The organism is Nocardioides stalactiti, assembly GCF_014180715.1.
GTDB classification, from domain to species: Bacteria; Actinomycetota; Actinomycetes; order Propionibacteriales; family Nocardioidaceae; genus Nocardioides; species Nocardioides stalactiti.
Map to the genome: position 1 here is coordinate 13,218 of NZ_JACEFC010000031.1, position 13,341 is coordinate 26,558.

The 13,341-nt window shown below is 70.1% G+C and carries 12 protein-coding genes; 10 read left to right on the forward strand and 2 right to left on the reverse strand.

The annotated features are described in order from the left end of the window. Positions 1 to 11: 11 nt before the first annotated feature. From H0487_RS08595 to H0487_RS08620, 6 genes are all read left to right on the forward strand, one after another. A complete protein-coding gene (locus H0487_RS08595; protein WP_183093823.1) occupies positions 12 to 848 on the forward strand; it encodes an SDR family oxidoreductase in 837 nt (278 codons plus the stop codon). Then, positions 845 to 2,305, forward strand: a complete 1,461-nt coding sequence (locus H0487_RS08600) for a cytochrome P450 (protein ID WP_220793211.1) — start codon at positions 845 to 847, stop codon at positions 2,303 to 2,305. The genes H0487_RS08595 and H0487_RS08600 overlap by 4 nt, the downstream gene beginning before the upstream one ends. Then, positions 2,302 to 3,198 carry an oxygenase MpaB family protein gene (locus H0487_RS08605; RefSeq protein WP_183093824.1) on the forward strand — a complete coding sequence of 299 codons (897 nt, stop codon included), beginning with the start codon at positions 2,302 to 2,304 and terminating at the stop codon, positions 3,196 to 3,198. The genes H0487_RS08600 and H0487_RS08605 overlap by 4 nt, the downstream gene beginning before the upstream one ends. Before the next feature lie 63 nt (positions 3,199 to 3,261). Continuing rightward, positions 3,262 to 4,401 carry an acyl-CoA dehydrogenase family protein gene (locus tag H0487_RS08610; protein WP_183093825.1) on the forward strand — a complete coding sequence of 380 codons (1,140 nt, stop codon included), beginning with the start codon at positions 3,262 to 3,264 and terminating at the stop codon, positions 4,399 to 4,401. 13 nt (positions 4,402 to 4,414) lie between these two features. Further along, positions 4,415 to 5,593, forward strand: a complete 1,179-nt coding sequence (locus H0487_RS08615; protein ID WP_183093826.1) for an acyl-CoA dehydrogenase family protein — start codon at positions 4,415 to 4,417, stop codon at positions 5,591 to 5,593. Between the two features lie 26 nt (positions 5,594 to 5,619). Further along, positions 5,620 to 6,246 (forward strand): TetR/AcrR family transcriptional regulator, encoded by a 627-nt coding sequence (locus tag H0487_RS08620; RefSeq protein ID WP_183093827.1) that lies wholly within the window; start codon positions 5,620 to 5,622, stop codon positions 6,244 to 6,246. A gap of 4 nt (positions 6,247 to 6,250) precedes the next feature. Here H0487_RS08620 and H0487_RS08625 read toward each other — a convergent pair whose 3' ends face one another. Beyond that, positions 6,251 to 7,072, reverse strand: coding sequence for an oxygenase MpaB family protein (locus tag H0487_RS08625; RefSeq protein WP_220793212.1), 822 nt, complete (start codon positions 7,070 to 7,072; stop codon positions 6,251 to 6,253). 99 nt (positions 7,073 to 7,171) lie between these two features. Here H0487_RS08625 and H0487_RS08630 point away from each other — a divergent pair, with 99 nt between their 5' ends. The 4 genes from H0487_RS08630 to H0487_RS08645 are packed head-to-tail and all read left to right on the forward strand — an operon-like array spanning position 7,172 to position 12,118. Next, on the forward strand, positions 7,172 to 8,941 hold the full coding sequence (locus H0487_RS08630) for an AMP-dependent synthetase/ligase (RefSeq protein WP_183093828.1): 1,770 nt from the start codon (positions 7,172 to 7,174) through the stop codon (positions 8,939 to 8,941). Positions 8,942 to 8,985: 44 nt separating this feature from the next. Further along, positions 8,986 to 9,906, forward strand: coding sequence for an oxygenase MpaB family protein (locus tag H0487_RS08635; protein WP_183093829.1), 921 nt, complete (start codon positions 8,986 to 8,988; stop codon positions 9,904 to 9,906). Positions 9,907 to 9,946: 40 nt separating this feature from the next. Beyond that, complete coding sequence (locus H0487_RS08640; RefSeq protein WP_183093830.1) at positions 9,947 to 10,942, forward strand: phosphotransferase family protein; 996 nt, start codon at positions 9,947 to 9,949, stop codon at positions 10,940 to 10,942. Between the two features lie 21 nt (positions 10,943 to 10,963). Next, a complete protein-coding gene (locus tag H0487_RS08645; protein WP_183093831.1) occupies positions 10,964 to 12,118 on the forward strand; it encodes an acyl-CoA dehydrogenase family protein in 1,155 nt (384 codons plus the stop codon). Positions 12,119 to 12,122: 4 nt separating this feature from the next. On the opposite strand, the gene H0487_RS08650 is transcribed toward H0487_RS08645, so the two are convergent. Next, a complete protein-coding gene (locus H0487_RS08650) occupies positions 12,123 to 13,295 on the reverse strand; it encodes an MFS transporter (RefSeq protein ID WP_183093832.1) in 1,173 nt (390 codons plus the stop codon). Positions 13,296 to 13,341 lie beyond the last annotated feature (46 nt).

Sequence of the window (13,341 nt, forward strand, 5' to 3'; positions counted from 1 at the left end):
GAGAACTGAACATGAGCAACCGACTCGACGGCCGCGTCATCGCCATCACCGGTGCCGGTCGCGGCATCGGCGCCGCCACCGCCACCGCCCTCACCCGCGAGGGCGCCCGGGTGGCGATCGGCGACATCGACCTCGACATCGCCAAGGCCACCGCGGAGCGGATCGGCGGCGAGACCCTCGCCCTGCCGCTCGACGTCACCTCCCCCGAGAGCGTCAAGGACTTCATGGACACCGTCGAGTCGACCCTCGGGCCGATCGACGTCTACATCAACAACGCCGGCGTGATGCCCCTCGCGACGTTGCTCGGTGAGGACGACACGGTGATCGACCGGATCTTCGCGATCAACACCCTCGCCGTGATCCACGGGACCCGCGAGGCGGCCCGGCGGATGCTGCCGCGGGGCCGGGGCCACATCGTCAACGTGGCGTCGACCGCCGGCAAGGCCGGCGTCGCCGGCAGCGCGACCTACTGCGCGTCGAAGGCAGCCGTGGTGCAGTACACCGAGGGCGCCTACGCCGAGCTCCACGACCAGGGACTCGAGTTCACCGTCGTCATGCCCGGCATCACCCGCACCGAGCTGACCGACGGGGTCGAGGACATGCCGGGCTTCCGGGCGATCACCCCCGAGTCGGTCGCGGAGGCGATCACCGAGGCCGTCGTCAAGCCGCGCTTCGAGGTCTACGTGCCGAAGTCCGCGCGCACGATCCTGAACGTCACCCGACTCCTCCCCTTCGGCGCCGGTCAGTGGATGGCCAAGCGGATGGGCGTCGACCACGTCTTCCTGGACGCCCTCGAGCGGCCCGAGCGCACCGCGTACGAGACCCGGGCCAAGGGCGGCGCCCTGTGATCACCAAGGCGGCGCTCAAGAAGCCGGCCCTGAAGAAGCCGACGCTCCTCCACTTCCCCGGCGACTTCGTGCTCTCCGCCGCCCAGGAACGGATCGGCACCACGCCGGTCCCGCTCGCCACGCCTCCTGCCGGCAGCGGACTGAAGCCGGTGATGGGCGAGACCGGCCTGCCCGTGGTGGGCAAGGCGCTCCAGATGATCCGGGAGGGCTGGCACACCGCCGGCGAGATGCGAGCCAAGTACGGCGAGGTCTTCTGGGTGCGGGCGTTCGGCACCGACGTGGTCATGGCGATCGGTCCGGACGCCGCCCAGGAGATCCTCCAGAACAAGGACAAGGTCTACTCGCAGTCCGGCTGGGAGTACTTCATCGGGCCGTTCTTCAACCGCGGCCTGATGCTGCTCGACGGCCAGGAGCACCTCCTGCACCGCCGGATCATGCAGGAGGCGTTCACCCGACCCCGGCTCGAGGCCTACCAGGACCGCGTGGACGCGATCATCGACCGGGTCGTGCCGGCCTGGCCCACCGACGAGCCGATGCTGATGTATCCCGCAGTGAAGTCGCTGTCGCTCGACGTCGCCACCGAGATCTTCATGGGCGCCGAGCCGAACGCGGAGATGCAGGCCCTCACCCAGGCGTTCATCGACGCCGTTCGCGCCGGCACCGGCATCATCCGCGGCGCGGTCCCGCTGCTGCCGACCCGATGGAACAAGGGCCTGGCCGGCCGCAAGGTCCTCGACGCCTACTTCCGGTCCCAGATCCCCGCGAAGCGGGCCAGTGAGGACAACGACCTGTTCGCCGCGCTCTGCCACGTGGAGACGGAGGACGGCATGAAGTTCAGCGACGACGACGTCGTCAACCACATGATCTTCCTGATGATGGCCGCGCACGACACGACGACCATCACCGCCACCGCGATGTCCTTCTACTTCGCGAAGCACCCCGAGTGGCAGGACAAGGCTCGGGCGGAGTCGCTCGCACTCGGCACGGCGACCCCGACCATCGAGGAGCTCGACAGCCTCAGCACGCTGGAGGTGGTGTTCAAGGAGGCGATGCGTCTCGTCGCCCCCGTGCCGGCGCTGGTCCGTCGGACCACCGCGGACACCAGCCTCGGCGGACACCACGTCCCCGAGGGCACCATGGTGATCGTGGTGCCGGGTGCGTTGCACACGGTCGGCGACCACTGGATCTCGGCCGAGGAGTTCGACCCGACCCGCCACGTCGAGCCGCGCTCCGAGCAGAAGGCCCACCGCTACGGCTACGTGCCGTTCGGCGGCGGCGCGCACAAGTGCATCGGGATGGCGTTCGGCACCAACGAGGTGAAGGCGCTGATGCACAAGATCCTCACGACGTTCGAGCTCGAGATCGACCCCGACTACGAGATCGAGTGGGACAACACGTCCCTGGTCGTGCCGACCGACGACTTCCCGGTGACCCTCCGGCCGTTGGCCACCGCATGACCCAGGCACAGGAGATGACCCGGGTCTACGTCCCCCGGCCAGGCGAGGCGCTCGGTGCCGACTCGTTGACCTGGCGGCTGTTCGGGGACCAGCGGATGGCGCTGGCAGGGATGCGGGCCGGGCTCCTCCAGACCATGCACCCGGCCGTCGACCAGGCCCTGCGCGACCACGACTCGACGTACTTCCAGGGTCCGATGAAGCGGATCCTGCGGTCGCTCCCCCAGATCCTCGGGGTCGTCTACGACGCCGACGCGCCCGCGACGGCAGCGCGGGTCCGGGACTACCACGTCCACCTCAAGGGCACCCTCGCCGACGGGACCCGCTACAGCGCGCTGACCCCCGAGGTCTTCTACTGGACGCACGCGACGTTCTTCGAGCTCCAGATCACCTGGCGGGAGTTCTTCGGGAAGCCGCTGTCGCTGGCCTCGAAGGAGCTGCTCTTCCAGGAGTCGCGCCAGTGGTACTCGCTCTACGGCGTCTCCGCGACCGGCACGCCGGCGACGTACGCGGAGTTCACCCAGTACTGGGACGAGATGATCGCCGAGGTACTGGTGCCGAACGCGATCGCCCGGTCGACCTTCAACCGCACGAAGAAGGGGATCTTCGGCCCCTCGCCGATCCCCCAGATCCCCGACCTGCTCTGGCGTCCGCTGTCGGACGCCCAGTTCGACGCGATGGCCTGGGTGCTCCGCGGCACCCTGCCCCCCGTCCTGCGGGACCGGATGGACCTGGAGTGGAGCAGCTTCGACGACCTCCGGCTGCGCGCGATGGGGAGCGGGATCCAGCAGAGCTTCGGCCGGCTGCCGCTCCCTGCCCGGCTGATCCCGCAGGCCCGCCAGGCGTGGCGGCGCGAGACCGGTGGCACCGGGATCGCCGCAACCGTTGCATCGTGACAGTAGAACTGTCACAGTAGTACTGTCACAATCAACCCAGCCTCACGACAGGACCTCCATCGAATGCGCGAGCTCTTCCTTCCCGAGCACGAGGACTTCCGCCACACAGCGCGGACCTTCTACGAGAAGGAGGTCGTCCCGAACAACGAGCAGTGGGACCGCGACGGCATCGTGCCGCGCGACCTGTGGCTCAAGGCCGGCGAGGCCGGTCTCCTCTGCTTCGACGTCCCCGAGGAGTACGGCGGCCCGGGCATCGACGACTTCCGCTTCAACGTGGTGCTCTCCGAGGAGCAGACCCGCGCGGGCGCGAGCGGACCGGGCTTCTCGGTCCACACCGACATCATCGTCCCCTACATCATCTCGTTGGGGAACGAGGAGCAGAAGCAGCGCTGGCTGCCCGGCTGCGTGAGCGGCGAGATCGTCACCGCGATCGCGATGACCGAGCCGGGCGCCGGGTCCGACCTCCAGGGCATCCGCACCACCGCGGTCGACCAGGGCGACCACTACCTGCTCAACGGCTCCAAGACCTTCATCAGCAACGGCATCCACGCCGACCTGGTGATCGTGGTGGCCCGCACCAACCCGGACGCCGGCCACCAGGGCATCAGCCTGCTCGTCGTCGAGCGCGGCATGGAGGGCTTCGAGCGCGGCCGCAACCTCGACAAGATCGGCATGCACGCCCAGGACACGGCGGAGCTCAGCTTCACTGACGTCCGGGTGCCGAAGGCGAACCTGCTCGGCGCCGAGGGCAGCGGCTTCATCTCGCTGATGATGAACCTGCCGCAGGAGCGGCTGATCATCGCCGCCCAGGCCGCGGCCGCCTGCGAGGGCATCGTCGAGATGTGCCTCGACTACGCCAAGACCCGCGAGGCGTTCGGCAAGCCGATCGGGAAGTTCCAGCACAACCGCTTCCTCATCGCCGAGATGGCGACCGAGGCCAAGATCACCCGGGTGTTCATCGACGACTGCATCAAGAAGCACGTGGCCGGCGAGCTCGACGCGGTCGGCGCATCGCAGGCGAAGTACTGGGCCACCGAGCTCCAGAACAAGCTCGTCAACCAGGGCGTCCAGCTCCACGGCGGCTACGGCTACATGATGGAGTACCCGATCGCGCGCGCCTACCTCGACAGCCGCATCTCCACGATCTACGGGGGCACCACCGAGATCCAGAAGGAGATCATCGGACGGAGCCTGGGCCTGTGAGGGGAGCGCTCTGATGGACTTCAACCTTCCCGACACCGCGCTCGCCGTCCAGGACGGGGTCCGCGCCGTCGCGTCCAAGTACGACAACGCCTACTGGTCGGAGTGCGAGGAGGCCCACCGCTTCCCCACCGAGGTCTTCAGCGACCTCGGCAAGGGCGGCTGGTTCGGCCTCAACATCCCCGAGGAGTACGGCGGCGGCGGCCAGGGCCTGCTCGAGGTCGCGGTCGCCAACGAGGCGCTGTGCGCCTCCGGCGGTGGCGCTGGGACCTTCTTCTACGTGACCACGCCGGGCTTCGGCGCGACCACCCTGGTCCGCCACGGCACCGAGGAGCAGAAGAAGGCGATCCTCCCTGGCATCGCGGCCGGCGACGTCCAGTTCTGCTTCGCGCTCACCGAGCCCGATGCCGGCAGCAACGCCATCGAGATCAAGACCTCGGCCCGGCGCGACGGCGACGACTTCTTGATCAAGGGCCAGAAGGTCTGGATCTCCAACGTGGAGAACGCCGACTGGATGGTGGCGGTCACCCGGACCATCCCCGCGTCCGAGGCCAAGCCGCGCACCAGCGGGTTCACGCTGTTCCTCATCGATGTCAAGGAGGCGCTCGCCGCCGGCACGATGTCGTACACGCCGATCCCCAAGATGGGCAGCAACATCCTGTACTCCAGCCAGCTCTTCTTCGACGACGTCCGGGTCCCGGCCCGCAACGTCATCGGCGAGGTCGACGCGGGGTTCATGGTGCTGTGGGACGTCCTCAACCCGGAGCGGATCCTCGCCGCGGCGGGCGGGGTCGGCGGTGCCGACGCGGCGCTCGCCTACGCCGCGAAGTACGCAACCGAGCGCGAGGTCTTCGGCCGGCCGATCGGCGCGAACCAGAGCATCCAGTTCCCGCTCGCCCAGATCAAGGCCAAGACCGAGCTCGGGAGGCTGATGACCTACAAGGCGGCCTGGCTCTTCGACCAGGGACTCCCCTGCGGCAACGAGGCCAACGTCGCCAAGCTCACCGGCGCCCAGGTCGCCTGGGAGGCCGCCGACGCGGCGTTCCAGACCCTCGGCGGCATGGCGTACTCCAAGGAGTACCCGGTCGAGCGCTGGCTGCGCGACGCCCGGATCGGGAAGAACATCCCGGTCGCCGAGCAGCTCGTCCTCGCCCACATCGGCACCTCGATGCTGGGACTGCCGAAGTCGTACTGACCCACCCCGGGCCCTAGGCTCCCCCTATGGGGATCCAACGGCCGTACCGCGGCGTCGCTGCTGACGATCGTCGTCAGCAGCGACGCGCGGCGCTCCTCGAGGCCGCCCTGGACTGCCTCGGTGGCGACGACGCCGAGATCAGCGTGCGCAGGGTCTGTGCGCTGGCGAGGCTGACCCCGCGCTACTTCTACGAGAGCTTCGAGAGCCTCGACGAGCTCCAGCTCGCACTCTTCACCCAGATCGCCGAGGAGGTCGCCCTGGAGGGCGGCGCGGCGCTGGTCACCAACCCGACCGCCGACGTGTACGACGGCTGCCGGACCGCGTTCGAGGCCGGCTACGCCGTACTGCGCAGCGACCCGCGCAAGGCCCGCGCGGGGCTCGTCGCCTCCAACACCAGCGGCCTGATGGAGGCCCGCCGCAAGGTGGTCCTCACCTACGCCGAGACGATGCTCGGCTACCTCGCCGAGGAGTTCGGCGAGCCCGTCGACCTGACCAGCGCCCGGGTGGCCGTGCTCTATGCCGTCGGCGGCGCGCTCGAGCTCACCCACGCGGCGCTCAACGGCGACATCGAGGTCTCCGACGAGGCACTCATCGACCTGGCGGCCCAGCTGCTCGCCTCGTCGGTCCAGCTGATGGTGGCACCCGGGCACTGACCGGTCAGGTCAGGCGCCACCCGCGCCGCGCGCGCAGCCGGAACTCGGCGAGCTGGAGCTGGATCGGCAGCATCCGCACCCACCGCGGCAGCAGCCGGGACCCGACGCGCACGACGGCGCAGAAGCGCTGCCAGCGGCGCTGGTCCTTCGCGGTCCACGACAGCCCCATCGCCTGGCGGAACTCCGGCGGCAGGAACGCGGTCGTCGCCCAGCGGTTGAGCGCCCGGTTCGGCCAGCTCATCCACGCCGGGACCATCCGCAGCTCCACGACCTTCATCAGGTGCTCGCGGACGGGCGCGTCGTACCGGACCCGCTGCACCCCCTCACGCCAGTACTTATCGAACGCCTCGAGGTCGGCGGGCCACTGGTCCTGCCGGACCTGGAGGCTGGTGCCGAGGCGGCTGCAGTACTGGTAGAGGGCGTCGGCGTCGCTGTCGGAGAGCGGTCCGAGGAAGGTCGTGCGCATGTCCCGGACGCCGATGTAGAGGCACGCCGCCACCCACAGCTGGAGCTCGGGGTCGAACGCGTTGTACGTCACCGGGCTGTCGGGACCGGACTTCACCGGGACGTGCGAACGGTTGACTGCCTCGCGGTAGCGGGCCCTGTCCTCCTCGGTGCCGAAGAGCGCGACGACCAGGTACGTGATGGTGGTCCGCAGCCGCTTCCACGGGTGGATCATCACGTTGCCGCTGTCGACCTTGCTCTCCAGGACGCCGTACCCGACCTCGCGCCAACCGAGCTGCATGACCACGTTGGCGGCCGCGCCGAGGAAGCCCGCCGGGCCGGGGACGTGGCCACGGATGTCGAACGTCTGCTGATCCCGCACGAGGCCAGCCTGGCCCCTCCGGACGGCTCACGCGACCCCTCGAACGAAAGTTGGACATACCCGTTGTCAGAAATGGTCCGGAGCGGGTAGTTTGCCGGAATGGCCGCCCACCGCACCCTTTGCGCTGCCTTCCAGCGCACCGCCGCCGCCCACCCCGACGCCGTCGCCCTGCGCACGCCCGACGACAGCGTCTCGATCACCTGGGGCCAGTACGCCGCCCGCGTCCGCAAGGTCGCCGCCGGCCTCGCCTCCCTCGGTGTCAAGCGGGGTGACACGGTCGCGATCATGCTGACCAACCGTCCCGAGTTCCACGTCGTCGACACCGGCGCGCTGCACACCGGCGCGACCCCGTTCTCGGTCTACAACACGCTCGCGACCGACCAGATCTCCTACCTGTTCGGCAACGCCGGCAACACGGTGGTCTTCACCGAGCAGCAGTTCCTCGAGAAGCTCCGGACGGCCAACGTCGACGGCCAGGTCCAGCACTTCATCTGCGTCGACGGCCCCGCCGAGGGCGCGATCACGCTCGAGGAGCTCGAGGCCGCCGGCGACCCGGCGTTCGACTTCGACGCCGCCTGGCAGGCCGTCGAGCCGACCGACGTGCTCACCCTCATCTACACCTCCGGCACGACCGGCCCGCCGAAGGGCGTCGAGCTCACCCACGCCAACCTGATGGCGGAGATGGACGCGCTCGAGGGCTACTTCCCGCTGAGCCACGAGGACAAGCTGGTCTCCTACCTCCCCGACGCGCACATCGCGAACCGGTGGGGCGCCCACTACAACAACATGCGGTTCGGCATCCAGATCACCACGGTGGCCGACCCCAAGCAGCTCGTCGCCACCCTCCCGACGGTGCGCCCGACGTTCTTCGGAGCGGTCCCCGCGGTCTGGTACAAGGTCAAGGCCGGGCTCGAGGCGGCGCTGGCGGCCGAGACCGACGAGCGCAAGAAGAAGATCGCCAACTGGGCGATCGCGACCGGCACCAAGGTCGCCTGGCTCAAGTCCGACGGCAAGCCGATCCCGCTCACCCTCAAGCTCCAGCACCGACTGGCCGACAAGCTCGTCCTCAGCAAGCTGCGCGAGCTGATGGGCCTCGACCAGGTCCGCACCGCCGCGACGGGCGCGTCCGCGATCGCGCCCGACGCGCTGGCGTTCATGCTGGCGCTCGGCGTCCCGGTGCTCGAGGTGTGGGGCATGTCGGAGACCTCCGCGGTCGTCACCATGAACCCGCCGGACGGCATCCGCATCGGCACCGTCGGCAAGGTCGTCCCGGGCGGCTCGAAGATCAAGCTCGCCGACGACGGCGAGCTGCTGGTCAGCGGGCCGTTGGTGATGCGGGGCTACCGCAACGACCCCGAGCGGACCGCCGAGGCGATCGACGCCGAGGGCTGGATGCACACCGGCGACATCGCCACCATCGACGCCGATGGCTACGTCAAGATCGTCGACCGCAAGAAGGAGCTCATCATCAACGCGGCCGGCAAGAACATGTCGCCGCAGAACATCGAGGGCGCCGTCAAGGTCGCCTGCCCGCTGGTGATGAGCGTCGTCGCGATCGGCGACGACCGGCCCTACATCACGGCCCTGCTGACGCTCGACCCCGACGCCTGCGCGGCGTACGCCGCCAAGGTCGGCCTCGCCGACGGCTCCCCCGCCGTGCTCGCCCAGGACGAGACGGTCAAGGCGCTCATCCAGTCCGGCATCGACCAGGCCAACGAGAAGCTGGCCCGCGTCGAGCAGATCAAGAAGTTCACCGTGCTGTCCTCGCCCTGGGAGCCGGGCGGCGACGAGCTCACCCCGACGATGAAGCTCAAGCGCAAGCCGATCGCGGAGAAGTACGCCTCCGAGATCGACGCCCTCTACGCCTGAGCCACCGGCTCCACCAGCAGCCACAGCAGCGAGAAGGAGACGCCATGGGTGCGGAACCCTTGCCCTCCCCTGCCCGGGGAGCGGTGGTCGACGGCACGTCCGGCGACGAGCAGGCCGAGCTCATCCGGGCCTCGGCGGAGGCGGACCGGGCCGAGGAGATGGCGCTGCTGCGCCGCAAGCTCGACGGTGCGGTCATCTTCGCGGCCGGACCGGCCAACGTCGTCCTCCAGCTCAGCTGGCCGGAGGTCGGCTACGGCGTGGTCGAGAGCAAGGTCGAGAGCGGCCGCACCGACAAGCACCCGTTCAAGCGGTTCCGGACGACGATCGGCTACCTCGGGATCGCGCTCATGGGCTCCGACGAGCAGCGCCTGGCCTACCGCGAGGCGATCAACGGCCAGCACCGGCAGGTGCGGTCGACTCCGGAGAGCCCGGTCAAGTACAACGCCTTCAACCGTGAGCTCCAGCTGTGGGTCGCCAGCTGCCTCTACTACGGCTCCATCGACGCGATGACCCGGATGCACGGCCCGATGACCTACCAGGAGCAGGTGGTCATGCTCCGGGCCGGAGCGCGGATGGGGACCACGCTTCAGCTGCCCGAGGAGATGTGGCACCGGACGCCCGAGGAGTTCTGGGCGTACTGGGAGGACGGCATCGCCCGGGCCGACATCGACGAGGTCGTCGGCGAGTACCTGCGCCGACTGCTCCAGGTGCGGATGCTCAAGACCCCGCTCGGCCGGGCAGCCGGGACGCTGTCCGCCTGGGTCAACACCGGCTTCCTCCCCGCGCCCCTGCGCGAGCAGCTCGGCCTCGCGTGGAGCGAGAAGGACCAGCGTCGGCACGACCGGATGCTGCGCCGCCTCGGTCTCGTCACCCGTCGCCTCCCGCACGTCGTGAGGTCGTTCCCGATCAACGCGATGGTGGGGAACATCGAGATCCGGCGTCGGCTCGGGAAACCGCTGGTCTGAGCAGACGATGACCCACCCCTTCCCTGCGGTCGAAGAATGGATGGACGACCGCGGGCTCGGCCGCGGTCCGATCACCGACGTCTCCCCGATCTCGGGCGGCACGCAGAACATCATGCTGCGCTTCGAGCGCGACGGACGGCCCTACGTCCTGCGCCGCGGACCCGAGCACCTGCGTCCCCGGAGCAACGACGTCATCCGCCGCGAGACCCGGGTCCTGACCGCGCTCGGCGGCACGGCGGTCCCCCACCCCGCGCTGATCGCGGCCTGTGACGACACCTCGGTGCTCGGCGACGCCGTCTTCTACCTGATGGAGCCGGTCGACGGCTTCAACGCCAGCATCGGCCTCCCCGACCTGCACGCCGGCGACCCGGCGGTGCGGCACGCGATGGGCCTCGGGCTGGTCGACGCGCTCGCGGAGCTCGCGAGCATCGACCACGAGACCGTGGGCCTGGGCGACTTCGGCAAGCCCGACGGCTTCCTGGAGCGTCAGGTCCCGCGCTGGCTCGCCGAGCTGGCGTCGTACGACGCGCTCGGGGACTACCCGGGCCCCGACATCGGCCCGGTCGAGGAGGTCGCGACCTGGCTCGACGCGCACCGGCCGACCTCGTTCCGGCCCGGCATCCTCCACGGCGACTTCCACGCCGCCAACGTCATGTTCTCGCGCACGGGCCCCGAGGTCGCGGCCGTCGTCGACTGGGAGATGTGCACGATCGGCGACCCGCTGCTCGACCTGGGCTGGTTGGTGGCGACGTGGAACCTGCCGGGTGCGCCCGACGAGTTCGCCGGCGCCCTGACCCGCGCGGGCGGCCTGGCGACGGACTCCGAGCTCGTCGAGCGCTACGCCGCTCGCAGCGACCGCGACCTGTCGGCGATCGACTGGTACGTCGTCCTCGCCTGCTTCAAGCTCGGCATCATCCTCGAGGGCAGCCACGCACGGGCCCTCGCCGGCCTGGCGCCGACGGAGATCGGCGACCGCCTCCACCTCACCGCGCAGCGTCTCCTCGACCGCGCCCACGCACTCGTCCAGCAGAGCTGAACCCGACCCGAAGGGGCCCTCATGATCGACTTCACCATCACCCCGGAGCTGGCCGCGCGCCGGGACGCGGTGCGCGCCTTCGTCGCCGACAAGGTCGTCCCCTTCGAGAACGACCCGCGGATGACCGCGCACGGGCCGACCGAGGAGCTCCGCGACGAGCTCGTCGCCCTCGCCCGCGAGGCCGGGCTGCTGACCTTCCAGGTGGCTCGTGCGGGCGTCCCTGCGATCAGCCACGTCGAGCAGGCCGTCCTGTTCGAGGCGGCCGGCTGGTCCTCCCTCGGCCCGGTCGCGCTCAACTGCGCGGCTCCCGACGAGGGCAACATGTTCCTGCTCGGCAAGATCGCGAACCCCCAGCAGACCAAGGAGTTCCTCGACCCGGTCGTCGAGGGTCACCAGCGCTCGGTGTTCGCGATGACCGAGCCCGGCGGAGCCGGGTCCGACCCCCGCCAGCTCGCGACGACCGCGGTGCGCGACGGCGACGGCTACGTCATCAACGGCGTGAAGTGGTTGATCACCGGGGCCAACGGCGCCAGGACGTGGATCATCATGGCCGACCTCGAGGGCGCCGGCGCGACGCTGTTCCTGTGCGACGGCGACACCCCCGGCATCGTCATCGAGCGGACCATGGACACGATGGACCGCAACTACGTCGCCGGTCACTGTGTCGTCCGCTTCGACGACCTGCACCTCCCGGCCTCGGCCCTGCTGGGCGAGGAGGGCGAGGCTTTCCGCTACGCCCAGCTGCGCCTCGCCCCGGCCCGGCTCACCCACTGCATGCGGTGGCTCGGCGGCGCCGTCCGCGCGCAGTCGATCGCCCTGGACCACGCCAGGACCCGCACCGCCTTCGGCAAGCCGATCGGCCAGCACCAAGGCGTCGGCTTCCAGCTCGCCGACAATGAGATCGCGATCCAGCAGTGCCGGCTGATGATCTGGTGGGCGTGCTGGGTCCTCGACCAGGGCCAGCAGGGCCGCCACGAGAGCTCGATGACCAAGGCGATGGTCTCCGAGGAGCTCTTCAAGGTCGCCGACCGCTGCGTCCAGGTCCTCGGCGGCATGGGCATCAGCGACGAGACGCCCGTCGCGGGCTTCTTCCGCGACGTCCGCGCGTTCCGGCTGTACGACGGCCCGACCGAGGTCCACCAGCACGCGATCGCCACCAGGCTGCTGCGCGACTGAGTGCTCAGGCGGACGGGACCACCGGTGGCGCGCTGCGCGCGCGGACGGCGAGCAACGTCGTCCACGCCGCCCCGGCCAGCGCGAAGCCGCAGCCCACGGCGAACGCCCACGACAGGTCGTGCGCGCGGGCCACGAGTCCCAGCGCGATCGGTCCGAACCCGAGGCCGATGTCGATGAACGCCGACGCGGTACCGGCTGCAGCGCCGCGCTCGGACGGCGTCGCGGTGGCGAACACCGCGGCGAAGAACGCCGGCGTGGAGAACGTGACGCCGACGGCCATCACGACGACCCCGGCGATCATCCCGGTCGGCGTCTGCCAGGCGACGAGCAGCGCCAGCCCGGCGGCGATCAAGAGCAGGGACCCGGTCGCGAGCGGCAGCGAGGGCAACCGGTCGGGCACCTTGGCGAACGCGACCCGGCAGAACACGATCACCAGGCCGTAGACCGCCAGGGCGAGCGAGGTGTTGTCGAGGCCCACCTGCGTCGACCAGAGCGAGGCGAAGGCGAGGAAGCCACTGATCGCTGCGAGCGAGGCGAAGAAGCCGAGCGACACGGGGATGCCCGGGCGGTGGATGAGCTTGCCGTGGCCCTCCTCCCCCGTGCCTGGGACCTCCGGCACCCAGCGCACGATCAGCGCCGCGCTGACGGCGAGACCGCCAGCCAGCCACCACGCCTCGTCGAAGCCCCACGTCTCGACCACCACCTCGCCGAGCGGCGGGCCCGCGGTGATCCCGAGGTAGAGGCCGAGCGAGTTGTAGCTGAGCGCCTCCCCCATCCGCTCCGGCGGCGAGAGGTCGGCGAGGAGCGCGAACCCGGCGACGAAGAACGCCGCCTCGGCGATGCCCTGCACCAGCCGGACAGCGACGACGCCGGCGAGGCTGTCGACGTACGGCAGCGCCAGCATGCCGACGGCCGCGAGCAACGCCCCGAGGACGAGCAACGGGATCCGTCCGTGGACGTCGGAGAGCCGGCCGGCGATCGGCCGGCAGACCAGCGCAGTGACGCCGAACGCCCCGAAGGCGAGGCCGGCGCCCGCCTCGTCGGAGCCGATCGGCCCGGTGGCGTAGAGCGGCAGGCAGTAGATCGCGATCCCGACCGAGATGAAGTACGCCAGGTCGGCCACTCCCAGCGCGACGAACCCGCGCGTGAAGAGCGACGGCGCGACTTCCTCGTTCACCAGGCGATCATGGCGCACTAGGGTGACGCGCGGACCTTCGACCGAG

Excerpts from the sequence above, each read along its gene's own strand:
- H0487_RS08605 (WP_183093824.1), top strand. The coding sequence starts at position 2,302 with ATGACCCAGGCACAGGAGATGACCCGGGTCTACGTCCCCCGGCCAGGC.
- H0487_RS08620 (WP_183093827.1), top strand. The coding sequence starts at position 5,620 with ATGGGGATCCAACGGCCGTACCGCGGCGTCGCTGCTGACGATCGTCGT.
- H0487_RS08595 (WP_183093823.1), top strand. The coding sequence starts at position 12 with ATGAGCAACCGACTCGACGGCCGCGTCATCGCCATCACCGGTGCCGGT.
- H0487_RS08640 (WP_183093830.1), top strand. The coding sequence starts at position 9,947 with ATGGACGACCGCGGGCTCGGCCGCGGTCCGATCACCGACGTCTCCCCG.
- H0487_RS08630 (WP_183093828.1), top strand. The coding sequence starts at position 7,172 with ATGGCCGCCCACCGCACCCTTTGCGCTGCCTTCCAGCGCACCGCCGCC.
- H0487_RS08615 (WP_183093826.1), top strand. The coding sequence starts at position 4,415 with ATGGACTTCAACCTTCCCGACACCGCGCTCGCCGTCCAGGACGGGGTC.
- H0487_RS08635 (WP_183093829.1), top strand. The coding sequence starts at position 8,986 with ATGGGTGCGGAACCCTTGCCCTCCCCTGCCCGGGGAGCGGTGGTCGAC.
- H0487_RS08610 (WP_183093825.1), top strand. The coding sequence starts at position 3,262 with ATGCGCGAGCTCTTCCTTCCCGAGCACGAGGACTTCCGCCACACAGCG.
- H0487_RS08645 (WP_183093831.1), top strand. The coding sequence starts at position 10,964 with ATGATCGACTTCACCATCACCCCGGAGCTGGCCGCGCGCCGGGACGCG.